Origin of the sequence: Shinella sp. JR1-6 (assembly GCF_004284735.1) — a bacterium.
Lineage (GTDB): Bacteria > Pseudomonadota > Alphaproteobacteria > Rhizobiales > Rhizobiaceae > Shinella.
Map to the genome: position 1 here is coordinate 201,181 of NZ_SHMI01000005.1, position 22,090 is coordinate 223,270.

Sequence of the window (22,090 nt, forward strand, 5' to 3'; positions counted from 1 at the left end):
TCAAGGCGCCGGACAATCCCGGCCACCGCGCAGCCGCATGCGCGGTCTGCGTGGCAGTGTCAAACATCTGCGGCGGCGGCGGCCCGATAGGGCGCGCCGTGCTCTTACTGCCGAGATAGGCCGGCTTGCCGCCGCTTTCAACAGGTTACCTGGAGGTAACCCCAATTCTGGGGATAGCCTCTTTTTATTGCACCCGTTCATCCCACCAGACGGGAAGCTGAAAGCCCCAGAGCGGCGTCATGTCCGGGCGGCCGATGTTCTTGTTGCGCGCGATCCATTGCTCGCCGAGATGATAGAGCGGCACGACATAGTTGCCGGACAGCAGCATCCTGTCCTGGGCCCGCACGGCCGAGCCAAAATCCTCTGCCGTGCGGGCGGAAAGGATGGCAGCCATGACGCGGTCGAGGTCGGGATCGGCAACGCCCGCAAAGCTTTCGCTGCCTTCCGTGTCGCGTGCCTGCGATCCCCAGCGCCGCACCTGTTCGAGGCCCGGCGACAGGGAGGAGAGGAAGGCCTTCATGATGACGTCGTAGTCGAAAGTCTGGCTCCGGCTCTGGTACTGCGAATCATCGACGGTCCTGAGCGTGATGCGAATGCCGAGCGCGCCCAGGAAGCGCTGGTAGGCGAGGGCGAGTTTTTCCTGATCGGCATTCTGCGTCATGATCTCGAAGGCGAGCGGCTTGCCCGAGGCATCGACCATGCGGCCATCCTTGATGGAATAGCCGGCAGCTTTGAAATGGTTCATCGCCTCGCGCAGCACCTTGCGGTCGCGGCCCGAACCATCGGTTACCGGTAGACGGTAGGTGCCGTCGAGGATGGCCGGATCGATCCGGCTCGCCGCATCGCCGAGGATCTCGCGCTCCCGTGCGTCGATCGGTGCGCTGAGCGCGGACAGCGCGGTGTTCTGCCAAAAGCTTTCCGTGCGGGTATAGGCGTTTTCAAACAGGCTGCGGTTGACCCATTCGAAGTCGAAGGCATAGAGCAGCGCCTTGCGCAGTTCCGCGTTCTGGAACATCGGACGCCTTGTGTTGAAGACGAAGCCGAACATGACGGGCGGCAGCTTCGATTTCACGGCATCCTTGATGACCGTACCGGACTGGACAGCGGGGAAATCGTAGCCGCGCGCCCATTTGGTCGGATTGCCTTCCTGGTAGATGTCGACCGCGCCCTTCTTGAAGGCCTCGAACAGCGAGTTGTCCTGCAGGAAGTACTCCACCGAGATTTCGTCGTAGTTATCGAAACCGACCTTGGAGGGGATGTCCTTGCCCCAATAGTTCTGATCGCGCTCGTAGACGATGCGCTCGCCGGGGTTCACCAGCTTGACCTTGTAGGGGCCGGAGCCGAGCGGCAGGGCGAGCGACGACCGGTCGAACGTCTCCACATCGGTGGCGTGCTTCGGCAGGATCGGCGAGAGTGCGATCAGGAGCGGTGCCTCGCGGTCACCCTTGTCGTTGAAGGTGAAGCGGACGCTGTTGTCGCCGGTCTTTTCGAGTTTTTCCACGCTGTTCAGGCGGATGCTGAAGGGCGCGCGGCCCTTGTCCCGCATCAGCTCGAAGGTGAAGATGACGTCCTCGGGCGTCACCGGCTTGCCGTCCGCCCAGCGTGCCTTCGGGTTGAGGTGGAACTCGACGAAGCTGCGATCGTCGTCCCACTCCACGCTTTCGGCCAGAAGGCCGTACATGGTGAAGGCCTCGTCGCGCGAGCGCACCATCAGCGATTCGTAGACGAGATTGCCGAATTCGGGGTCCCACATGCCGCGCGCCGTGGTGCGCATGCTCTTGAGAATGAAGGGATTGAGGCTATCGAAAGTGCCGACGACGCCGTAGGAGATGCGCCCGCCCTTCTTCACGTCCGGATCGACGTAGCTGAAATGCTTGTAGTCCGCCGGCAGGGCCGGCGCGCCGTGCATGGCGATGCCGTGAACCGGGGCGGCATGGGCGAAGGTCGCGGGCAGGCCGAGAAGGCAGGCGGCAAGGGCCGTCAGGAAGGGGCGCAATTGTGTCTCCTCGTGGGGTCCGGATGATTCTTTGCCATTATACGCGCTTGAAACGGGACGGCAGCGTGGCAGGTGAGGGAAATCGAATACACGCGGGAATTTCATCAAGAAAGGCTGGATATCCGGCGCGGCCCATTGTAACAGGGTTCCCCGAAGCGGGTCATGCAAATGCCTCATTTCGCCGACAGGAGAGCGCACGGCTGACCAAATCGCCCGAAAGGGACCCAAAGGGGGCGCTGTCGCTCCGGCACCGGATTTTCAGGAGACCGAAATCGTTATGATCTTCACATCGCACCTCATCAAGCGGACCGTGCTTTCCGCCTTTGCTGCTTCCGTTGCCCTGGCGGCTGCTCCTTCCGCTTCGCTGGCACAGCAGCAGGCAGCTGTTCCGCCGAAGGGCTGGTTCAAGGTCTGCACCAAGCAGGAAGATAACGACGTCTGCATCGTGCAGAACCTGCTGACGGCCAATAGCGGCCAGCTCATCACCGCAGTCGGCCTCATCACCGTTGCCGGCAAGACCAACCGCAAGATCATGCAGGTCTCGGTGCCGAGCGCCCGTCTGATCCCGCCGGGCGTTCAGATGCAGATCGACGGTGGCAAGGCCCAGAAGCTCGACTACGCCATCTGCATGCCCGACAAGTGCGTCGCCGAAGTGCCGCTGACCGACCAGATGCTCGCCAGCCTCAAGAAGGGCGGCGAACTCGTCCTGACCTCGGTCAACTTCCAGCGCGCGCCGAACCCGATCAAGATTTCGCTTGAAGGCTTCACCGGCGTGTTCGACGGCGAAGCGATCCAGCAGTCGCAGCTCGAAGAGCGCCAGCGTCTGCTGCAGGAAGAAATGCAGAAGAAGGCGGAAGAAGCCCGCAAGAAGCTCGAGGAAGCCCAGAAGGCTGCCAAGAGCCAGTAAGCGAGACGCTTCGCAAGACTTATGAAAAACCCGGCCATCGGCCGGGTTTTTTGTTGGGCGAAGCAGGGGCGGTTGGCCGAAGCGCGCGGCTTCAGTGAAAGATGCCGCTCTGCTCCTTCCAGCGATAATGCCCCTTGTCCACATCCATCAGGGCGCGGACCTGCGGATGGCGGATCGGCTTGCCGCTCTCGTCGGGCACGAGATTCTGTTCCGAGACATAGGCGACATATTCCGTGTCCTCGTTCTCCGCGAAGAGATGATAGAACGGTTGATCCTTCGATGGCCGGATTTCGGCGGGAATGGCATTCCACCACTCCTCCGTGTTGGCGAATTCCGGGTCGACGTCAAAGATCACGCCACGGAAGGGGAAAACCCGATGGCGGACGATGTCGCCAATGGCAAATTTTGCGTTACGCATCTTCATGGCGTACCTACCTTTCCACTTATATTTGGGTAAATACGCCGAAACATCAATAGTTCAGCCGCCTGACACGTCTTTATCCAAGGGGGTGGGGCGCTTGCGCCACCGGTGGTTTCGGCGTACCTCGAAAGGGGGCGTCTCGCGTGGATCGGGTGGCATGAACAATCAATGGGGCAGGAGCGGTAACGGATCGGCGGCAAGCAGCGGCGTCGGGGGCATCCTCTTCGCCTCCGTGATATGTCTGGCGCTTGGGGCCGCCGGCGGCTACGGCGCCTTCCGGCTGATGGACGACGCCATTCCGCGCAGCGAGATCGACGCGCGCGACACGCGCATTGCCGACCTTGCGCGCGAACTCGACGCCCGCGCCGCTCAGGTCGAGGAAAGTACCCAGAAGGCACAGGCGCTGACCGAGGAGAGCGGCAAGCTCAAACGCCAGGTCGAGGCCCTGCGCAAGGATGCGAATGCATCGGATTCGGATGTGGCGACGATCGCCGCCGAACGCACCAAGCTTGCGCAGGAGGTCGTGCCCGCGCTTGAGAACGAGATCGAACTGCTCGGCCAGCGCGTCGCGGATGCCGAGGCGCAGCGGAAGAAGGCCGAGGAGGCCGTCAAGGACCGCGAGCGGCGCCTTTCGCTCCAGACCGACAAGATCGCCGGTCTTGAAAAGACCTGCACCCAGCAGGCTGCCGCGCGCGGCGCTGAGGCCGAAACGCTGAAGGCCGAGACCGCCAGCCTGCGTGAGGAGCTGGACAAGGTTCGCAAGGCCGAAGAGGCGCTGCGCACGAAGAACCTCCCGGCGCTGGCAGACGAGATCAAGCGCAAGGACACGGAAATCGCGGCCCTTGGCGAGCGCACCAGGGCTCTGACGGGGCAGGTCGAAGCGCTCGAGGCCGCGAGCTGCATGGCGCTGCCGAAGGAACCGAACGACAATGGCCGCAAGACGGTGCCGGAGAAGGAGGCGACCGGCGAGGCCGCCCGGGATGCCGTCATCCCGACCCTCAACCCGCGCAACGGCGCACGGGTGGCCGAAGCGATGCGCGAAACGCCCGGTCTCGATGCCTTGACCAGCGTACAACGCGACCAGCTCGAACGCTCGCTTGCGGCCGGCGAATGCGTGACGAGCGCGCTTGGCGGCGTCTTCCGCCGCATCCCGGTTCTTGCGCTGCGAAACCTGATGCGCGACCTCGACAGTGACTGCTGAGCCGTAACCTTGAACGTATCCTCTAAGGGAGACCAGGAATGAAGCGATCTGTTCTTTTGGCCGTGCTCGGACTGGCGCTTTCCACCGCGGGCACTTTCGCCGCGGATTTCGAGCGCAACATCATGACCGGCGGCCCGCAGGGCACCTATATCAAGATCGGCCGCGATATCGCCGCGCTCGGGGCCGAATGCGGCCAGACGCTCAATGTGCTGGAAAGCGCGGGATCGCTGGAGAATTTCGTCGGCGTGCGCAATCGCCGCAACACCCAGTTCGGCATCGTCCAGAGCGACGTGCTCGAATATCTGAAGACCTTCGAGAAGAACGATCCGGAGGTGCAGAAGGCCGTCAAGGGCGTGCGCATCATGTTCCCGCTCTACAACGAGGAGATCCACGTCCTCGCGCGCACCGACATTGGCAGCCTGAAGGATCTCGCCGGCAAGAAGGTGGCTGTCGGCAAGAAGGATTCGGGCACCTTCCTCACCGCCACGCTCATCATGGACATCCTTCAGGTCAAGGCCGGCGAGCGCATGGACATCAACCCGGACGAGGCGCTGCCGAAGCTTGTCTCCGGCGAGATCGACGCCTTCTTCTACGTTGCCGGCGCGCCCGCCTCGCTCTTTACCGGCAACGCCATCGACAAGACGAAATTCCACCTGGTACCGATCACCGAGGCGCCGCTGCTGGCCACCTATACGCCCTCGCGCATCGAGCCCGGCACCTATTCCTTCCAGGACAAGCCGGTGGATCTTATCGCCGTCAAGGCGGTGATGATGACCTACGACTACGACACGAAGCGCAACGCCTATCACCGCGACAGCTGCAAGACGGTGGCGGACTTCTCCAACCTCATCGTCACCGGCCTCGACAAGCTGAAGACGACGGGCCATCCGAAGTGGAAGACGGTGGATCTCACCGCGCTGCCGCCGGGCTGGCAGGTCGGCGTCTGCGTGAAGGCCGGCATGGCGCTCGACTACAAGCCCGCCTGCAAGCCCGCTGCGGCTGCCACCAGCGCGACGGACGACAGCAACGAGGAATATCTCAACCTGTTGAAGCAGCGGCTCCAGCCGTAGGCAGGGCATTCCCGCGCCGCCGCGACGCTCCGCGATAAACAAAAAACCCGGCCAGAGGCCGGGTTTTTCGTCGTGGGTCGCTGCCGATCAGGCGGAGTAGTACATGTCGAACTCGACCGGGTGCGGGGTCATTTCGAAGCGCATGACTTCCACCATCTTCAGCTCGATGTAGCTGTCGATCTGGTCGTCGTCGAAGACGCCGCCGGCGGTCAGGTACTTGCGGTCCTTGTCGAGGCTTTCCAGCGCTTCGCGCAGCGAGCCGCAGACGGTCGGGATCTTCTTCAGTTCCTTCGGCGGCAGGTCGTAGAGATCCTTGTCCATGGCCTTGCCGGGATGGATCTTGTTCTTGATGCCGTCGAGGCCGGCCATCAGCATGGCGGCAAAGCCGAGATAGGGGTTGCCGAGCGGGTCGGGGAAGCGGATTTCGACGCGCTTGGACTTCGGACCGGTGCCGAACGGAATGCGGCACGAGGCCGAGCGGTTGCGGGCCGAATAGGCGAGCAGGACCGGCGCCTCATAGCCCGGGACGAGACGCTTGTAGGAGTTCGTCGTCGGGTTGGTGAAGGCGTTGATCGACTTGGCATGCTTGATGATGCCGCCGATGAAGTAGAGGCACGATTCCGACAGGCCGGCATATTCGTCACCGGCGAACTGCGGCTTCGAATCCTTCCAGATCGACAGGTGGACGTGCATGCCCGAGCCGTTGTCGCCGAAAATCGGCTTCGGCATGAAGGTGGCCGTCTTGCCATAGGCATTGGCGACCTGGTGCACGACGTACTTGTAGATCTGCACCTTGTCGGCGCTGCGCACCAGCGTGTCGAACTTGACGCCGAGCTCGTGCTGGGCGGCGGCCACTTCGTGGTGCTGCTTCTCGACGGTGACGCCCATCTCGGTGAGGACCGTCAGCATTTCGGAGCGCATGTCCTGGCAGCTGTCGACCGGCGGAACCGGGAAGTAGCCGCCCTTGACGCGCGGGCGATGGCCGAGGTTACCGGTCTCGTAGTCGGTGTCGTCGTTGGACGGCAGCTCGGAACTGTCCAGCTTGAAGCCGGTGTTGTACGGGTCGGCCTTGTACTTCACGTCGTCGAAGACGAAGAATTCCGGTTCCGGGCCGGCATAGACGGTGTCGCCGATGCCCGAGGCCTTGAGATAGGCTTCCGCCTTCTTGGCCGTGCCGCGCGGATCGCGGTTGTAGCTCTCGCCGGAGACCGGATCGAGGATATCGCACATGATGACCATGGTGGACTGCGCGAAGAACGGATCCATGTGCACGGTCGCCGGGTCGGGCATCAGCACCATGTCGGACTCGTTGATCGCCTTCCAGCCGCCGATCGAGGAGCCGTCGAACATGACGCCGTCGGCGAACATGTCCTCGTCGACGCAGCCGACGTCCATCGTGACGTGATGCAGCTTGCCCTTCGGGTCGGTGAAGCGCAGATCGACGAACTTGACGTCGTTTTCCTTGATCTGCTTGAGGATTTCATTGGCAGTCGTCATTGTGTCGCGTTCCTGTGTGAGATGACGAGATGAAAGCCGCAGCCGGATGGCCGGGCGGGATTAGATGGCGTCGACGCCGGTTTCGCCGGTGCGGATGCGGATGACTTCTTCGACGTTGGAGACAAAGATCTTGCCATCGCCGATGCGGCCGGTCTGGGCCGCGTTGCGGATCGCCTCGATGACCGCCTCCGCATTTTCGTCCGCCAGAACGACCTCGACCTTAACCTTGGGCAGGAAGTCGACAACGTATTCGGCGCCACGGTAGAGTTCCGTGTGGCCCTTTTGGCGTCCAAAGCCCTTCGCCTCGGTGACGGTGATACCCTGCAGGCCAACTTCCTGAAGGGCTTCCTTCACCTCATCGAGCTTGAAGGGCTTGATGATCGCTTCGATCTTTTTCATGAGAAAATGTCTCTCCGCTTCTCCCGTTTGCGCGCGGTGTGCGCCCGCTGCACAATCAAATGCACGTATCATGCCAACTTGAGCAAAACCTATGCCGGATCGGATGAAATCCGTGTCCGGTGTGTTCCTGCCCGTCCTCACGCCGTGGATGATGCGGCTTTCCGGGCGAAAGGGCCAGCGGAATCTGCCTAAAAATTGTCACTTTTCGCCATCGTGGGCTGCTGCGAGGCGTGGAGCCGACTGACCTGCCGCGTAAAGCTGCAATTTTGAGCATATCGAATATGCAGATGCATAAAAAACAGGCTTGATGTCGGACCGATCCCCGGGCTTGTTTCCGCCATGGCTTTGCGCGCATGGTGGCGACATGCACAAGGACATGGACACACTCATCGTCACGCCCGAGGATATGGGCCGGATCGACCGGGCCGCGGCCCTCAGCCTCTCGAGCTACGGTCTTATGGAACGGGCAGGGCAGGCGGTTGCCGCCGCCGCCTTGCGCCGCTTTCCGGGCGCGCTGCGCTTTGTCGTGCTCTGCGGGCCGGGCAACAATGGCGGCGACGGATATGTCGCGGCCGGCGCCCTGCTGGGGGCGGGGGCCTGCGTCGCCGTGCATGCGCTCGGGGAGCCCTCGGCCCTGGCAGGGGATGCCGCAAGCGCCTTCGCCCGATTTTCCGGCTCCGTCCTGCCCCTGGCGGCCTACAGGCCCACCGCAGGCGACGTCGTTGTCGATGCGCTGTTCGGCGCGGGGCTTTCGCGGGATGTGCCCCAGGCGGTCGCAGAGACGATCGACGCCGTTTGTCGCAGCACCATTCCGGTTCTGGCGGTGGATCTTCCGTCAGGCGTCGACGGCCGGACCGGGCGGGTGCGGGGCACGGCCTTCGCGGCGACCGCGACAGTCACCTTCATGTGCCGCAAGCCGGGCCATCTGCTTATGCCCGGCCGCAGCCTCGCGGGCGAGCTCGAAGTCTTCGACATCGGCATCCCCGCGCGCCTTCTGGCCCGGCATGCGGAGCATATGCGCGTGAATACGCCGGCAATCTGGCGTCTCGCGCTGCCCTTGCAGGGCAGCGGTACCCACAAATACGAACGTGGCCATCTTGCCGTCTTTTCCGGTCCGGCCATGGCCACGGGCGCCGCGCGCCTCTCCGTTGCGGCCGGCCTTCGCGCCGGTGCCGGCCTTGTCACGCTGCTTTCCCCGCGGGAAGCGCTTTCCGTAAATGCCGCACAGCTGACCGCGGCGATGCTGAAGCCCGTCGATAGCGACGACGACCTCTTAGCCCTCATCGACGACGCACGGCTGCAGACCTTCGTGCTCGGTCCCGGCTTCGGCGACGGCGCGCGGGCGAGGGACTATGTGCGCCTCATCGCCGACAACGGCCGGCGCCTGGTGCTCGACGCCGACGGCATCAGCGCCTTCCGCGAGGATCCGGCGATGCTCTTTTCACGCTTCTCCACCGGCGCCCCGCGGCTGGTGCTGACGCCGCACGACGGCGAGTTCGCGCGCCTCTTTCCGGACCTTGCGATGGACGAGGCCCTTTCGAAAATCGACCGTGCGCGCAAAGCCGCCGCGCGCAGCAACGGCATCGTGATCCTCAAGGGGGCAGACACCGTGATCGCCGCGCCGGATGGCCGGGTCCTCGTCAACGAAAACGCGCCGCCCTGGCTGGCGACGGCCGGTTCCGGCGATGTGCTTGCCGGCATCGTCGGTGCGCATCTTGCCCAGGGCATGCCCGCTTTCGAAGCGGCCGCCAGCGCCGTCTGGCGCCATGGCGAAGCGGGTCGCGTGGCGGGCGAGGGGCTGACGGCGGAGGATCTGCCGGACACCATTCCGCCCTGGCCAGCATAACGACCCTGCCGGCTGCCTATGTCTTGAACGGAACCGGGAATGAGGGAGACCGGCATGATCGTCCAGGCCTGCATCAACGGTGCCCGCCCCGCGGACTACCATCCGTGCCTGCCGCTGACGGCGGAGGCGATGGCGATCGATGCCGCGGCCTGCATTGCCGCCGGCGCGGCGGAGCTCCACATCCATCCGCGCGGCCCGGACGGGCGCGAGAGCCTGGCGGCGGTCGACGAGACGGTGCGCGCCGTGCGTGAACGATGCCCCGGCACATTCATCGGGGTGTCGACAGGCGCCTGGATCGAAGGTGACCCCGCGCGCACACGCAGCCTCATTGCGGCATGGCAGGAACGTCCCGACTACGCCTCGGTCAATCTCTCCGAACCGGACGCGCCCGCGGTCATCGACCTGCTGCACCAGACAGGCGTCGGCGTCGAGGCGGGGCTGGCGCGCGTCGCGGATGCGGAACGGTTCGTCGCGCTGCCGGCGTGCCGGCGCGCACTGCGCGTCCTCATCGAGATTGATCAGGAACAGGATTTTCGAAGCGCGGACGCCATCGTGGACGGGATCGCCCGGGTTCTCGCAAAGGCCGGTGTCCGCCGGCCGATCCTCCTGCACGGAGCAGATTTGACTGTCTGGCATTTCGTCCGGCGCGCACACCGGGAACGCTGGTCCACGCGGGTCGGCCTGGAAGACGGCTGCCTGCGCCTCGACGGCGAGAGAGCCGCTGGAAACGCCGACATGGTTTCCGATGCCGTCCGGCTTTTCCGCTCGGCGGTTCCGGGCTGACGCCCGTGCCGAAGAGGGCACGGGCGGGCGGCGGTCCGTCTCAGCCGGTACGCCGCTGCAGTTCGCGTGCACCGTTCGGTGCGTTCACCTTGCCTGAGGTGATGAAGAAGGCGAAAACGTCGCGGGGTTTCTCCGCCAGCTTGGTCGCCGGGTCGATCTTCGGCAGATCGGTCGGTTCGCCGCCGCCGGACCAGGCCTTGAGCCGCTCCGCCCATTCGTCGAGCGCTTCCGGTGGATAGCAGGTCTCGACGTCGTCGGAGCCCTTCTGCAGGCGGGCATAGACGAAATCCGCCGTGACGTCGGCGATCTCGGGATAGTCCATATGCTGGGCGTAGACGATCGCCGCGTTGTATTTGCGGGCAAGCGCCGCGAATTCTGGCACGAGGAACGTTTCGTTGCGCACCTCCAGCGCGTGTTTCAGCGCGAGGCCGTCCAGCTTCTCCGGCAGGAGCTTCAGGAAGCCCTCGAAGTCCTCCGGCTCGAACTTTTTCGTCGGCGGGAACTGCCAGAGGATCGGGCCGAGATGGTCGCCGAGCTCGGTGAGCCCCTGCGTCAGGAACTTTTCGACGGATTCGCCGCCATCGGCGAGAACCTTGCGGTTCGTCGTGAAGCGGCTCGCCTTCAGCGAGAAGATGAAGCCGTCAGGCACTTCGGAGGCCCATTTGGCAAAAGTTTCCGGCTTCTGTGAGGCGTAATAGGTGCCGTTGACCTCGATCGAGGTCAATTCGCGGCTGGCGAATTCGAGCTGGCGCTTCTTCGGCAGTTTTTCGGGATAGAACGTGCCTTCCCAGGGATCGAAGGTCCAGCCACCGATGCCGGTTCTGATGGTGCCGGATGTGCTCATGTCAGTTCTCCTCGACAGACAGATGGCGGCGCCTTTCAAGCGGGCGCGATGAAGGGCTGGGAAATCTCCTGAAACACCGGCAAGGCTTCCATGCCGGCGCAATGGGCGGCCAGGGCGGGGTAGCGCGCCGGATCGACCAGGCCGGGATGGGCCTCGCTGACATGCCGCCAGGCGCAGGCGACGGCAATATCCGCATGGGTCAGCCGGCCGAACCAGCGCTCTCCCGGCCGCGCCGCGCGCTCGGCGTCCAGCGCCGCCAGCACGGTCAGGATCTGCGCGCGGCAGCGTTCGACGAAATAGGTCGACGGCGCCTCGTGCAGGTGCAGTTCATAGAACAGGCTGACGCCCTTGTCGGCGAAACCGGTTGCGAAGGTCATCACCTTCAGCGCCTGCCGTCGCTCGGGTTCGGCCTGCGGAAGAAGACGGCTCTCCGGCGGGACAAGGCCATCGAGGTAGTCGAGGATGGAATGGCTGTCGGCCACCACATCGCCATCGTCGAGCACGAGCGTCGGCACCCGCATCAGCGGGTTGGCCGCCTGCACCCTGACGCCCTCGCTGAACACCGACCAGGGCCGGTGCTCGAAGGGGAGGCCATAGAGTTTCAGCGCGATGCCGACACGGCGCACATAGGACGAATCATACTGGCCGATCAGGATCATGGCGCTATTCCGCCGCGATCGTCTTCATCGGCCGCCGCTCCAGCAGCTCCCTCAGGAAATGGCCGGTATAGGAGCGTTCCACCTTCACGACATCCTCGGGTGTTCCCTCGGCGATCACCTCGCCGCCGCCATCGCCGCCCTCGGGGCCGAAGTCGATGATCCAGTCCGCGGTCTTGATGACCTCCAGATTGTGTTCGATGACGACGACCGAATTGCCCTGGTTGACGAGCTCGTGCAGCACTTCGAGCAGCTTTGCCACGTCGTGGAAGTGCAGGCCCGTCGTCGGCTCGTCGAGGATGTAGAGCGTGCGGCCGGTCGAGCGCTTCGACAGCTCCTTGGCGAGCTTGACGCGCTGCGCCTCGCCGCCCGACAGGGTGTTCGCCTGCTGGCCGACCTTGATGTAACCGAGGCCAACCTGGTTCAGCGTCACCAGCTTGTCGCGCACGGCCGGCACGGCGGCAAAGAACTCGACGCCTTCCTCCACGGTCATGTCGAGCACGTCGGCGATCGACTTGCCCTTGAAGGTGACGTCGAGGGTTTCGCGGTTGTAGCGCTTGCCGTGGCAGACGTCGCAGGTGACGTAGACGTCGGGCAGGAAGTGCATCTCGATCTTGATGACGCCGTCGCCCTGGCAGGCCTCGCAGCGCCCGCCCTTGACGTTGAAGGAGAAGCGGCCGGGCTGGTAGCCGCGCGCCTTCGCTTCCGGCAGGCCGGCGAACCAGTCGCGGATCGGCGTGAAGGCGCCGGTATAGGTCGCCGGGTTCGAACGCGGCGTGCGGCCGATCGGCGACTGGTCGATGTCGATGACCTTGTCGATATATTCGAACCCGTCGATGCGCTCGTGTTCGGCAGGGATTTCCCGTGCGCCCATGATGCGGCGGGCGGCCGACTTGTAGAGCGTTTCGATCAGGAAGGTCGACTTGCCGCCGCCGGAAACCCCGGTCACTGCGGTGAAGACGCCGAGCGGGATCGATGCGGTAACATTCTTCAGGTTGTTCGCTTTCGCGCCGACGACCTTGATTTCCTTCTTTTTCTTCGGCTTGCGGCGCTCCCCGGGGATCGCCACGGAAAGTTCGCCGGAAAGGTATTTTCCGGTCAGCGACGCCGGATTGGCGATCACCTCGCCGGGCGTGCCCTGCGCGATCACCTCGCCGCCATGGATACCGGCGGCGGGGCCGATATCGACCACATAGTCCGCCGTCAGGATTGCATCCTCGTCATGCTCGACGACGATGACCGTGTTGCCGATGTCGCGCAGATGCCGGAGCGTGTCGAGCAGGCGCGCATTGTCGCGCTGGTGCAGACCGATGGAGGGCTCGTCCAGTACGTAGAGCACGCCCGTGAGGCCCGAACCGATCTGCGAGGCGAGGCGGATGCGCTGGCTCTCGCCGCCCGAAAGCGTTCCCGAATTGCGCGACAGCGAGAGATATTCGAGGCCGACATCGTTGAGGAAGCGCAGGCGCTCGCGGATTTCCTTGAGGATTCGGACGGCAATCTCGTTCTGCTTGCTGTTGAGATGCTCCGGCAGCGCCTCGAACCAGTCGCGCGCGACGCGGATCGACATGGCCGTCGCTTCGCCGATATGCAGCTTGTTGATCTTGACGGCCAGCGCCTCGGGCTTCAGACGGAAGCCGTTGCAGGCCGGGCAGGGGGCCGCCGACATGTAGCGTTCGATTTCCTCGCGCGACCAGGCGCTGTCCGTTTCCTTCCAGCGGCGTTCGAGGTTCGGCACGATGCCCTCGAAGGTTTTGACCGTCTTGTAGGAACGCGCGCCGTCCTTGTAGTTGAACTCGATCTTTTCCTGCGTGCCGTTGAGGATCGCGCCCTGCGCCGCCGCCGACAGTTCGGACCAGCGGTTCGACAGCTTGAAGCCATAGACGGCGCCGAGCGCTTCCAGCGTCTGGTTGTAGTAGGGCGAGGAGGACTTGGCCCAGGGCGCGATGGCGCCGTCGCGCAGCGTACGCTCCACCTCGGGCACGATGAGGTCGGCGTCGATCTTCTGCTGGCTGCCGAGGCCGTCACAGGTCGGGCAGGCGCCGAAGGGGTTGTTGAACGAGAAGAGCCGGGGCTCGATTTCCGGAATGGTGAAGCCGGAGACAGGGCAGGCGAACTTTTCGGAGAACAGCACGCGCTCGTGCGTTTCGTTCAGCGATTTGTTGGCCGAGCCGCCGGCAGCCGTCTCTTCCACGGGCAGCGGCTTGTCGGCAAATTCTGCGACCGCCAGGCCATCGGCGAGCTTCAGGCTGGTCTCGAGACTGTCCGCAAGGCGCGAGGAAAGGTCGGCGCGCACGACGACGCGGTCGACCACCACGTCGATGTCGTGTTTGTACTTCTTGTCGAGAGCGGGCACGTCGGCGATTTCGTAGAACTGGCCGTCGACCTTGACGCGCTGAAAGCCCTTCTTCATCAGCTCGGCGAGTTCCTTCTTGTACTCGCCCTTGCGGCCGCGCACGACGGGCGCGAGGATGTAGAGGCGCGTGCCTTCGCCGAAATCCACGACACGGTCGACCATCTGGCTGACCGTCTGGCTTTCGATCGGCAGACCCGTCGCCGGCGAATAGGGCACGCCGACGCGCGCGAAGAGCAGGCGCATGTAGTCATAGATCTCGGTGACCGTGCCGACCGTCGAGCGCGGGTTCTTCGAGGTCGTCTTCTGCTCGATGGAAATGGCGGGCGAGAGGCCGTCGATCTGATCGACGTCGGGCTTCTGCATCATCTCGAGGAACTGGCGGGCATAGGCCGACAGGCTCTCGACATAACGGCGCTGGCCCTCGGCATAGATCGTGTCGAAGGCGAGCGACGATTTGCCGGAGCCCGAAAGGCCCGTCATGACGATCAGCTTGTTGCGGGGCAGGTCGAGGTCGATGCCCTTGAGATTGTGTTCGCGGGCGCCGCGAATGGAAATGGTCTTGAGTTCGCTCATGGTGTCCAGCGTCGAAGGTCGTTGCGCATCAAATTCGGATCAGGCCCCTATGTAGGGATCGGACGGGGCCTGTCCATGTGCGGGTCAGAGAATTCCGTGCCCGTTTCCGATTCGGTTGACAAGAGTGTAGGGATTTATTAGAACAAAAAAAGAACAAAAATCTGCAATTCATCTGTGGATTACCACCTCTGCGGGGCGGCGCCGATGGCCGGCAGCCGATAAGATGCCGCATTCGTGTAGTGAAATGATGCCGGGCAATCTGCGCCCGGCGCGACAACGGGAAGTTACGGGTATGGCTGGAAGCGTCAACAAGGTGATCTTGATCGGCAATGTCGGGGCGGACCCGGAAATCCGGCGCACGCAGGACGGTCGGCCGATCGCCAACCTGCGCATCGCCACGTCCGAGACCTGGCGCGACCGCAACAACGGCGAACGTCGCGAGAAGACCGAATGGCACAATGTCGTCGTCTTCAACGAGGGCCTGTGCAAGGTCGTCGAGCAATATGTGAAAAAGGGCGCGAAACTCTACATCGAGGGCGCGCTGCAGACCCGCAAGTGGCAGGACCAGACCGGCAACGATCGCTACTCGACGGAAGTCGTGCTGCAGGGCTTCAACTCGACGCTGACCATGCTGGACGGCCGCGGTGAAGGCGGCGGCGCAAGCCGCGGCGGCGGCGATTTCGGCGGCGCGCCCAACTATGACGACTACGGCTCGCGCCCGTCTTCGGGTGGTGGCGCCAGCGGCGGCGGCAACCGTTCGGGCGGTTCGCTCTCGCGGGACATGGACGACGACATCCCGTTCTGAGGACGGCAGCGAGGCCGGCATTCAGGTCGGCCTCCGCTCAACGCGCGTCCGGCGGGCAGCAATGCGGTAGGAGGTGCGTCATGGGCGACGAGAAGACGGCCGCGGATGTGCTTTTCCTGCGTCCGGGCGAGGGCCGGGCCTATCCACTCGGTCGCATGAACGCAGTGTTCAAGGCGGATCACCACGAAACCGCAAGCGCCTACAGCGTTTCCGAATGGTGGCTGGAGCCGAACACGACAGGGCCGGGCGCCCATTTCCACACCGACAATATCGAGCTTTTTTATGTGATTGCCGGAACGGCCAGCATTCTGGCTGGCGAGGACTGGCTGGAAGCGCCTGCGGGCAGCTTCGTGCGCATCCCGGCCAGTGTCATGCACGACTTCGAGAACCGCACGGATGCGCGTGTCGGTCTGCTCAATGTCTTCCTGCCGGGCGGTTTCGAGGAAAACATGCCGGCCATCGTCAAATGGTTTGCCGACAATCCCTGAGCGCCCTGCCGCAGGGATAGACCATTTCGTATCGGACCGGCTGTTCGGGTGGATGGCCATATGGGCGAAGATGCCAACATCCCGTTCCGGTCGTTCTGACTTTCTTAGTCTCTTCCCGGCATGATCCGGCCGCGGATACGGGGAGCGATCCGTGCCCGGGTCGTCTATTGCATGGCCGGAGGTGCATTTTAGTAAAATTCATTTGTAAAACAGGGGGCTTTCGAATGGGTTTGATCAATTTCATCCAGCGGATACGGGCTGGCAAAACGGATTTCCAGAAGGAGGCGCGCTACGGTCGCGCCAATGCGCGCGCCAGCGACTACATGGCCGTTGCTCAATGGTACGTCGAAAATTGCGACGACCCGCCGCATGTCCTGCAGAATTTCACCGAACTGGACGCCCGCGGCTTCCGGGCCGGGCACAAGGCCATTCTCTATGGATTCCGCAACGACATCGAGCGCAAGCTTGGCCATGCCCGGCATATCGGCACCCGCCAGAACCCCTGGATCGCGGCATTCGAGCGGCCTGCCGACCAGACGGTCTACTGCGCCTATGTGCTTCTGCGGGACGACAAGCAGAACTTCGCGGTGATGAAGCCCTATTGGTTCCTCTCGGCGGGCGAGCAGGAGAAGGACTACCGCTCGGACGTCATGAACGTCATCTGATCCGTGATCGAAGAAGAACATCTGGAGTAGCCGGCAATGCCGAACATGACCGCCATCACGTCCGATCCCGAGAGCTTCCTGAAGAACAACCTGTTGCTGATCCAGTACCAGGCCTATGAATCAGGATACCGCAACCCCGGTGTGAAACGCTTTCTGCTGAACAAGGAAGACGACTTCACCTGCATGCGCAAGGGAACGGGCATCATTTCCCAGTTCAAGGAGAAGACCGTCGATGTCTGGTCGATAAAGTCGACCAATGCGCAGAACGTCAACGGCTGGGACTGCTACTGGCTGCCCTATGACCAGGATTTCAAGCACGTCGTCGTTCTCGAAAGCGACGCCGACGTGATGCTGACGCCGGCGATGGACGGATGCTCGTTCGGCTTCACGAACCATGGCGGTGGCGTCTATTCCGCATCGCACGGAAACCTGCAGACGCCGATGGGGCGCATCGACGAGGCCGGCCTGCGGCAGGGCATGCGCTTCCACAAGTCGACGCTGCACAAGTCCGACTACATGAACGTGCCCGGCCAGACCGACGTCAAGGTCACCATGGTCGGCGTGCGCAAGGGCAATAAGTGGCGCTTCTTCTACCAGCAGTATCTTGACCAGATGGGGGCCTTCTACCTGCTGAATGTCCGGGAACTGAAGGGGTAGTCGTCGCCGTTAGCCGGCGAAGGCCGACTTCACCCCGTCCACCACGAACTGCACCGCCAGCGCCGCGAGGATGACGCCCAGAAGGCGTGTCAGGATCGCGCGGCCGGTCTTGCCGAGGAAGCGGTCGATGCGCTCGGCGATGACCAGTGAGAGGAACAGGATGACGAGGCAGAGCGCGATGACGCCGATAAGGGCGGCGCGCTCGAGCGCAGAGGGGAAGGAACCCGAGGTGAGGATCGTCGCGGAGATCGCGCCCGGACCGGCGATCAGCGGCAGGGCGAGCGGGAAGACGGCGATATTGTGGATGTGATCGCGGGTGATCGCCACCTCGCTGGTCTTCTCCTTCCGCTCGTTGCGGCGCTCGAAGATCATCTCGAAGGCGATCCAGAACAAGAGCAGGCCGCCGGCGATGCGGAAGGCGCCGATGGAGATGCCGAGCAGCGACAGCACGCCGGCGCCCGTCAGTGCGAAGACGGCAAGGATGCAGAAGGCGATGATGCAGCCGCGCAGCGCCACCTGCGTGCGCTGCGGGCGCGTCATGCCGACCGTAAGGCCGAGGAAGATTGGTGCGAGGCCCGGCGGATCGATGGTCACGAGCAGGGTCGTGATCGCATTGACCAGAAGATCGATGTTGAGCATGTCGGGCGTTCCCCTCGCCGTTGCGCGGCCGATTTTCTCCAGCCTTGTCCGGCTATTGTTATGGGAGGGCGCCGCCCAAGGGAAGGGCGGTCGGAGCAATGCGATGCCACCGCCATGAAAATGCGCAAATTGGCGGATTTTACTTGCAAAAGCCTGTTCAAAACCCCTGGCGAAATTGGCGCTCCCAGCGCCGGTAGGCTATAAAATTCTCTTCTGATTCTGAACAACGATCGTGACCGAAATTGACAGACCAATCGACACCCGGCGGCAAGAACCCTCCCGGCATTGAGCCTATTTCCATCATCGAGGAAATGCAGCGGTCCTATCTCGACTACGCCATGAGCGTGATCGTTTCCCGCGCCTTGCCCGATGTGCGCGACGGTCTCAAGCCCGTTCACCGGCGCATTCTCTACTCGATGAGCGAGATGGGCGTCGACTGGAACAAGAAATACGTGAAGTCGGCGCGCGTGACCGGTGACGTGATGGGTAAATACCATCCGCACGGCGACGCTGCGATCTACGATGCCTTGGCGCGCATGGCGCAGGACTGGTCGCTGCGATTGCCCCTGATCGACGGCCAGGGCAATTTCGGTTCGATCGACGGCGACCCGCCGGCCGCCCAGCGCTACACGGAATGCCGCCTGGAAAAGGCCGCCCATTCGCTGCTCGACGATCTCGACAAGGAAACGGTCAACTTCCGCGACAACTACGACGGCACGATGAGCGAGCCGGTCGTCGTTCCCGCAAAATTTCCGAACCTGCTCGTCAACGGCGCTGGCGGCATCGCCGTCGGCATGGCGACGAACATTCCGCCGCACAATCTTGCCGAAGTCATCAACGGCTGCGTCGCGCTGATCGACAATCCGGCGATCGAGCTGCTCGACCTGATGCAGCACATTCCCGGCCCGGACTTTCCGACCGGCGCGCTGATCCTCGGCCGTGCCGGTATCCGTCAGGCCTATGAGACCGGCCGCGGCTCCGTCATCATGCGCGGGCGCGCCCATATCGAGCCGATGCGCGGCGACCGTGAGCAGATCATCGTTACGGAAGTTCCCTTCCAGGTGAACAAGGCGTCGATGATCGAGAAGATGGCCGAGCTGGTGCGCGACAAGCGCATCGAGGGCATCTCCGACCTTCGCGACGAATCCGACCGCCAGGGCTACCGCGTCGTCATCGAGCTGAAGCGCGATGCCAATGCCGAGGTCATCCTCAATCAGCTCTATCGCTACACGCCGCTGCAGACCTCCTTCGGCTGCAACATGGTGGCGCTGAACGGCGGCAAGCCGGAGCAGATGACGCTGCTCGACATGCTGCGCGCCTTTGTCGCCTTCCGCGAAGAAGTCGTCAGCCGCCGCACAAAGTACCTGCTGCGCAAGGCACGCGACCGCGCCCATGTCTTGGTCGGCCTCGCCATTGCCGTCGCCAATATCGATGAGGTGATCAGCCTGATCCGCCGCGCGCCGGACCCGCAGACGGCTCGCGAACAGCTGATGGAGCGCCGCTGGCCGGCGAAAGACGTCGACGTGCTGATCAAGCTCATCGACGACCCGCGCCATCGCATCAACGAGGACCTCACCTACAATCTCTCGGAAGAGCAGGCCCGCGCCATCCTCGAGCTGCGTCTCGCCCGCCTGACGGCTCTCGGCCGCGACGAGATCGACGAGGAGCTCAACAAGATCGGCGAGGAGATCAAGGATTATCTCGATATCCTCTCCTCGCGTCTGCGCATGATGAACATCGTCAAGGATGAGCTCATCGCCGTGCGCGACGAGTTCGGCACGCCGCGCCGCACCGAGATCGCCGAGGGCGGTCCTGATATGGACGACGAGGACCTCATCGCCCGCGAGGACATGGTCGTGACCGTGTCGCATGCCGGCTATGTCAAGCGTGTACCGCTCGCCACCTATCGCGCGCAGCGCCGCGGCGGCAAGGGCCGCTCCGGCATGGCCATGAAGGACGAGGATTTCGCGACCCGCCTCTTCGTCGCCAACACGCACACGCCCGTACTCTTCTTCTCCTCGCGTGGCATCGTCTACAAGGAGAAGGTCTGGCGTCTGCCGATCGGTACGCCGCAGTCCAAGGGCAAGGCGCTGATCAACATGCTGCCACTCACGCCCGGCGAGCGCATTACCACCATCATGCCGCTGCCCGAGGACGAGACGACGTGGGAAAACCTCGACGTCATGTTCGCAACGACCCGCGGCACGGTGCGTCGCAACAAGCTCAGCGACTTCGTCCAGGTCAACCGCAACGGCAAGATCGCGATGAAGCTCGAAGAAGAGGGCGACGAGATCCTCAATGTCGAGACCTGCACGGAGCATGACGACGTGCTGATGACGACGGCGCTCGGCCAGTGCATCCGCTTCCCGGTCGATGACGTGCGCGTCTTCGCCGGCCGCAACTCGGTCGGCGTGCGCGGTATCTCGCTCGGCGGCGGCGACCGCATCATCTCGATGACGATCGTCAGCCATGTCGATGCCGAGCCGTGGGAGCGGGCGGCCTACCTGAAGCGCTCCGCCGCCGAACGCCGCGCCAGCGGTGTCGACGAGGAGGATATCGCATTGGTCGGCGAGGAGGTCGGTGAAATCGGCGACCTCACGGAGGAGCGCTACCAGGAACTCCGGTCCCGCGAGCAGTTCGTCCTCACCGTGTCGCAGAAGGGTTTCGGCAAGCGGTCGTCTTCCTACGATTTCCGCACCTCGGGCCGCGGCGGCAAGGGCATCCGCGCCACCGATACGTCGAAGACCAGCGAGATCGGCGAACTCGTTGCCGCCTTCCCGGTCGAGGAGAAGGACCAGCTCATGCTCGTCTCCGATGGCGGCCAGCTGATCCGCGTGCCGGTCGACGGCATCCGCATCGCAAGTCGCGCGACGAAGGGCGTCACCATCTTCTCGACCGCCAAGGACGAGAAAGTCGTCTCGGTCGAACGCATCAGCGAGCCGGAAGGCGAGGACGATGCCGATGGTACGGGCATTGAAGGCGATGTCGATGCCGGGGATGATGCGACCCCGGTCAGCGAGGAATAGGCCGGGCGAAAGCAGCCCAGCCGTTCCGATTAAACAAGAAAGGGCCTTTCCGGTGTTCACCGGAAAGGCCCTTTTCATGAAACGAAAAAGCCGGACGGGCAGGGAACGACCGTCCGGCTTTTCAAGTGTGCGGGCAGCCCGGAGGGAATGCTACCCGCTCTGACGGTGGCATACGGACTGCGGCAGGTCTTGCGCCGGGGCGCCGTGCCGCAGGGGGCGCTCTCAGACGCCAAAGCCACCTGCTTGGGTTTTCAGCTTGGCCGCCTTCAGGGCTGCGCGGTCGCGTTTCAGTTCAAGAATCGTGCGCGCGAAGTCGATGGTGAAAACGGTGCTGATGAAGATCGTGAAGAGGATGGTGAGCGCGGCCATGGTAAAGTCCCGCTCAGCGCAGCCATTTGCCACGGGCGGCGATTTTCGGCGCTGCCGGACGATCCTCTTCCCGCAACGCATGGATGGTTGCGGCGGTAAGGGCGATGAACATGGTCATGCAGAGTAGAGCCAGGGCCATTGTCGTGTTCCTTCAAGCCTAAGGAAACGCATTACTTGTTTCACTGTATTGTGCCGGGAGAATGCGCGACGGCGACCTTTGTTCCCGGCTTTGATGTTTCTATTTAGACATGGCATGCCTGAAATGCTCTTGAACGGCCCATTCATGCCGCGTTCATGTTCTTGGCAGGGGACAGCGCGGGCTGCGACAGGCCGCGCCCTTGCGGAAAGGGGCCGTCCATGACAAAAGGCGGCAAACGGGACCCCGCCGATGACAGTCGCCTTCTATCCTGGCTCTTTCGATCCGATCACCAATGGCCATATCGACGTTCTGGTGCAGGCGCTGAACGTGGCGCCCAGGGTCATCGTCGCGATCGGCATCCATCCCGGCAAGACACCGCTCTTCTCCTTCGAGGAACGCGCGGATCTCATCCGCACGTCCATTGCCGAGGCACTGCCGGCGCGGGCAGGGGATGTCAGCGTCGTCTCCTTCTCCAACCTGGTCGTCGATGCCGCGCGCCAGCATGGCGCACTCATGCTGATCCGCGGGCTGCGCGACGGTACGGATCTCGACTATGAAATGCAGATGGCCGGCATGAACCGCCAGATGGCGCCGGATGTGCAGACCGTCTTCCTGCCGGCGGGCGTCGCCTCGCGGCCCATTACCGCCACATTGGTCCGCCAGATCGCGGCCATGGGCGGCGATGTCAGCGCGTTCGTCCCGGCGCCCGTCTTTGCGGCGTTGAAAACCCGCAAGAAGGGCTGAGCCCATCATCCT

The 22,090-nt window shown here is 63.5% G+C and carries 21 protein-coding genes; 11 read left to right on the forward strand and 10 right to left on the reverse strand.

Annotation, left to right across the window (positions count from 1 at the left end; translation table 11 throughout):
* Positions 1 to 184 precede the first annotated feature (184 nt).
* Positions 185 to 1,984, reverse strand: coding sequence for an extracellular solute-binding protein (locus EXZ48_RS10890; RefSeq protein ID WP_245462022.1), 1,800 nt, complete (start codon positions 1,982 to 1,984; stop codon positions 185 to 187).
* A 289-nt stretch (positions 1,985 to 2,273) separates the two neighbouring features.
* On the opposite strand from EXZ48_RS10890, the gene EXZ48_RS10895 reads away from it, so the two are divergent.
* On the forward strand, positions 2,274 to 2,903 hold the full coding sequence (locus EXZ48_RS10895; protein ID WP_130515904.1) for an invasion associated locus B family protein: 630 nt from the start codon (positions 2,274 to 2,276) through the stop codon (positions 2,901 to 2,903).
* 91 nt (positions 2,904 to 2,994) lie between these two features.
* Here EXZ48_RS10895 and hspQ read toward each other — a convergent pair whose 3' ends face one another.
* The gene (gene hspQ / locus EXZ48_RS10900) at positions 2,995 to 3,327 is read right to left on the reverse strand and encodes a heat shock protein HspQ (protein WP_050743998.1); all 333 of its coding nucleotides are present in this window, start codon (positions 3,325 to 3,327) and stop codon (positions 2,995 to 2,997) included.
* Between the two features lie 154 nt (positions 3,328 to 3,481).
* Between hspQ and EXZ48_RS10905 the strand changes: the two genes are divergently transcribed.
* Positions 3,482 to 4,525, forward strand: coding sequence for a hypothetical protein (locus tag EXZ48_RS10905; RefSeq protein ID WP_130515906.1), 1,044 nt, complete (start codon positions 3,482 to 3,484; stop codon positions 4,523 to 4,525).
* A 38-nt stretch (positions 4,526 to 4,563) separates the two neighbouring features.
* The gene (locus tag EXZ48_RS10910; RefSeq protein ID WP_130515908.1) at positions 4,564 to 5,595 is read left to right on the forward strand and encodes a TAXI family TRAP transporter solute-binding subunit; all 1,032 of its coding nucleotides are present in this window, start codon (positions 4,564 to 4,566) and stop codon (positions 5,593 to 5,595) included.
* 87 nt (positions 5,596 to 5,682) lie between these two features.
* Here EXZ48_RS10910 and glnA read toward each other — a convergent pair whose 3' ends face one another.
* Both glnA and EXZ48_RS10920 read right to left on the reverse strand, forming a co-directional pair.
* The gene (glnA, locus tag EXZ48_RS10915; RefSeq protein ID WP_023512422.1) at positions 5,683 to 7,092 is read right to left on the reverse strand and encodes a type I glutamate--ammonia ligase; all 1,410 of its coding nucleotides are present in this window, start codon (positions 7,090 to 7,092) and stop codon (positions 5,683 to 5,685) included.
* 60 nt (positions 7,093 to 7,152) lie between these two features.
* Positions 7,153 to 7,491, reverse strand: coding sequence for a P-II family nitrogen regulator (locus EXZ48_RS10920; RefSeq protein WP_003515720.1), 339 nt, complete (start codon positions 7,489 to 7,491; stop codon positions 7,153 to 7,155).
* Positions 7,492 to 7,855: 364 nt separating this feature from the next.
* Here EXZ48_RS10920 and EXZ48_RS10925 point away from each other — a divergent pair, with 364 nt between their 5' ends.
* Together EXZ48_RS10925 and EXZ48_RS10930 are read left to right on the forward strand one after the other, a co-directional pair.
* Positions 7,856 to 9,337 (forward strand): NAD(P)H-hydrate dehydratase, encoded by a 1,482-nt coding sequence (locus EXZ48_RS10925; protein ID WP_130515910.1) that lies wholly within the window; start codon positions 7,856 to 7,858, stop codon positions 9,335 to 9,337.
* A 54-nt stretch (positions 9,338 to 9,391) separates the two neighbouring features.
* A complete protein-coding gene (locus EXZ48_RS10930; RefSeq protein WP_130515912.1) occupies positions 9,392 to 10,120 on the forward strand; it encodes a 3-keto-5-aminohexanoate cleavage protein in 729 nt (242 codons plus the stop codon).
* 40 nt (positions 10,121 to 10,160) lie between these two features.
* Here EXZ48_RS10930 and EXZ48_RS10935 read toward each other — a convergent pair whose 3' ends face one another.
* From EXZ48_RS10935 to uvrA, 3 genes are read right to left on the reverse strand one after another with little or no spacing between them, the layout of a single operon-like run.
* On the reverse strand, positions 10,161 to 10,964 hold the full coding sequence (locus tag EXZ48_RS10935) for a DUF72 domain-containing protein (protein WP_130515914.1): 804 nt from the start codon (positions 10,962 to 10,964) through the stop codon (positions 10,161 to 10,163).
* A gap of 35 nt (positions 10,965 to 10,999) precedes the next feature.
* On the reverse strand, positions 11,000 to 11,623 hold the full coding sequence (locus tag EXZ48_RS10940) for a glutathione S-transferase family protein (RefSeq protein ID WP_130515916.1): 624 nt from the start codon (positions 11,621 to 11,623) through the stop codon (positions 11,000 to 11,002).
* Between the two features lie 4 nt (positions 11,624 to 11,627).
* Positions 11,628 to 14,546, reverse strand: a complete 2,919-nt coding sequence (uvrA, locus tag EXZ48_RS10945; protein ID WP_130515918.1) for an excinuclease ABC subunit UvrA — start codon at positions 14,544 to 14,546, stop codon at positions 11,628 to 11,630.
* A gap of 292 nt (positions 14,547 to 14,838) precedes the next feature.
* On the opposite strand from uvrA, the gene EXZ48_RS10950 reads away from it, so the two are divergent.
* From EXZ48_RS10950 to EXZ48_RS10965, 4 genes are all read left to right on the forward strand, one after another.
* A complete protein-coding gene (locus tag EXZ48_RS10950) occupies positions 14,839 to 15,351 on the forward strand; it encodes a single-stranded DNA-binding protein (protein ID WP_023514614.1) in 513 nt (170 codons plus the stop codon).
* Positions 15,352 to 15,431: 80 nt separating this feature from the next.
* A complete protein-coding gene (locus EXZ48_RS10955) occupies positions 15,432 to 15,839 on the forward strand; it encodes a cupin domain-containing protein (protein ID WP_130515920.1) in 408 nt (135 codons plus the stop codon).
* Positions 15,840 to 16,063: 224 nt separating this feature from the next.
* Positions 16,064 to 16,504: a hypothetical protein gene (locus EXZ48_RS10960; protein ID WP_023514612.1), complete on the forward strand. Its 441-nt coding sequence runs from the start codon at positions 16,064 to 16,066 to the stop codon at positions 16,502 to 16,504.
* A gap of 36 nt (positions 16,505 to 16,540) precedes the next feature.
* The gene (locus EXZ48_RS10965; protein ID WP_130515922.1) at positions 16,541 to 17,161 is read left to right on the forward strand and encodes a hypothetical protein; all 621 of its coding nucleotides are present in this window, start codon (positions 16,541 to 16,543) and stop codon (positions 17,159 to 17,161) included.
* Between the two features lie 9 nt (positions 17,162 to 17,170).
* Here the strand turns inward: EXZ48_RS10965 and EXZ48_RS10970 are convergent, their stop codons facing one another.
* Positions 17,171 to 17,800: a MarC family protein gene (locus tag EXZ48_RS10970; protein WP_023517297.1), complete on the reverse strand. Its 630-nt coding sequence runs from the start codon at positions 17,798 to 17,800 to the stop codon at positions 17,171 to 17,173.
* A 242-nt stretch (positions 17,801 to 18,042) separates the two neighbouring features.
* Between EXZ48_RS10970 and gyrA the strand changes: the two genes are divergently transcribed.
* A complete protein-coding gene (gyrA, locus tag EXZ48_RS10975; protein ID WP_037408375.1) occupies positions 18,043 to 20,826 on the forward strand; it encodes a DNA gyrase subunit A in 2,784 nt (927 codons plus the stop codon).
* 222 nt (positions 20,827 to 21,048) lie between these two features.
* Here gyrA and EXZ48_RS34830 read toward each other — a convergent pair whose 3' ends face one another.
* Positions 21,049 to 21,195, reverse strand: coding sequence for a hypothetical protein (locus tag EXZ48_RS34830; RefSeq protein WP_023517299.1), 147 nt, complete (start codon positions 21,193 to 21,195; stop codon positions 21,049 to 21,051).
* A gap of 13 nt (positions 21,196 to 21,208) precedes the next feature.
* Positions 21,209 to 21,334: a hypothetical protein gene (locus EXZ48_RS35785; RefSeq protein WP_023517300.1), complete on the reverse strand. Its 126-nt coding sequence runs from the start codon at positions 21,332 to 21,334 to the stop codon at positions 21,209 to 21,211.
* 249 nt (positions 21,335 to 21,583) lie between these two features.
* On the opposite strand from EXZ48_RS35785, the gene coaD reads away from it, so the two are divergent.
* On the forward strand, positions 21,584 to 22,078 hold the full coding sequence (gene coaD, locus EXZ48_RS10980; protein WP_130515924.1) for a pantetheine-phosphate adenylyltransferase: 495 nt from the start codon (positions 21,584 to 21,586) through the stop codon (positions 22,076 to 22,078).
* Positions 22,079 to 22,090: the final 12 nt, after the last annotated feature.

What these genes read in the sequence shown, in the direction of transcription:
- EXZ48_RS10895 (WP_130515904.1), top strand. Translation starts at nt 2,274, where the DNA reads ATGATCTTCACATCGCACCTCATCAAGCGGACCGTGCTTTCCGCCTTT.
- hspQ (WP_050743998.1), bottom strand. Translation starts at nt 3,327, where the DNA reads ATGAAGATGCGTAACGCAAAATTTGCCATTGGCGACATCGTCCGCCAT.
- EXZ48_RS10905 (WP_130515906.1), top strand. Translation starts at nt 3,482, where the DNA reads ATGAACAATCAATGGGGCAGGAGCGGTAACGGATCGGCGGCAAGCAGC.
- EXZ48_RS10910 (WP_130515908.1), top strand. Translation starts at nt 4,564, where the DNA reads ATGAAGCGATCTGTTCTTTTGGCCGTGCTCGGACTGGCGCTTTCCACC.
- glnA (WP_023512422.1), bottom strand. Translation starts at nt 7,092, where the DNA reads ATGACGACTGCCAATGAAATCCTCAAGCAGATCAAGGAAAACGACGTC.
- EXZ48_RS10920 (WP_003515720.1), bottom strand. Translation starts at nt 7,491, where the DNA reads ATGAAAAAGATCGAAGCGATCATCAAGCCCTTCAAGCTCGATGAGGTG.
- EXZ48_RS10925 (WP_130515910.1), top strand. Translation starts at nt 7,856, where the DNA reads ATGCACAAGGACATGGACACACTCATCGTCACGCCCGAGGATATGGGC.
- EXZ48_RS10930 (WP_130515912.1), top strand. Translation starts at nt 9,392, where the DNA reads ATGATCGTCCAGGCCTGCATCAACGGTGCCCGCCCCGCGGACTACCAT.
- EXZ48_RS10935 (WP_130515914.1), bottom strand. Translation starts at nt 10,964, where the DNA reads ATGAGCACATCCGGCACCATCAGAACCGGCATCGGTGGCTGGACCTTC.
- EXZ48_RS10940 (WP_130515916.1), bottom strand. Translation starts at nt 11,623, where the DNA reads ATGATCCTGATCGGCCAGTATGATTCGTCCTATGTGCGCCGTGTCGGC.
- uvrA (WP_130515918.1), bottom strand. Translation starts at nt 14,546, where the DNA reads ATGAGCGAACTCAAGACCATTTCCATTCGCGGCGCCCGCGAACACAAT.
- EXZ48_RS10950 (WP_023514614.1), top strand. Translation starts at nt 14,839, where the DNA reads ATGGCTGGAAGCGTCAACAAGGTGATCTTGATCGGCAATGTCGGGGCG.
- EXZ48_RS10955 (WP_130515920.1), top strand. Translation starts at nt 15,432, where the DNA reads ATGGGCGACGAGAAGACGGCCGCGGATGTGCTTTTCCTGCGTCCGGGC.
- EXZ48_RS10960 (WP_023514612.1), top strand. Translation starts at nt 16,064, where the DNA reads ATGGGTTTGATCAATTTCATCCAGCGGATACGGGCTGGCAAAACGGAT.
- EXZ48_RS10965 (WP_130515922.1), top strand. Translation starts at nt 16,541, where the DNA reads ATGCCGAACATGACCGCCATCACGTCCGATCCCGAGAGCTTCCTGAAG.
- EXZ48_RS10970 (WP_023517297.1), bottom strand. Translation starts at nt 17,800, where the DNA reads ATGCTCAACATCGATCTTCTGGTCAATGCGATCACGACCCTGCTCGTG.
- EXZ48_RS34830 (WP_023517299.1), bottom strand. Translation starts at nt 21,195, where the DNA reads ATGGCCGCGCTCACCATCCTCTTCACGATCTTCATCAGCACCGTTTTC.
- EXZ48_RS35785 (WP_023517300.1), bottom strand. Translation starts at nt 21,334, where the DNA reads ATGGCCCTGGCTCTACTCTGCATGACCATGTTCATCGCCCTTACCGCC.
- coaD (WP_130515924.1), top strand. Translation starts at nt 21,584, where the DNA reads ATGACAGTCGCCTTCTATCCTGGCTCTTTCGATCCGATCACCAATGGC.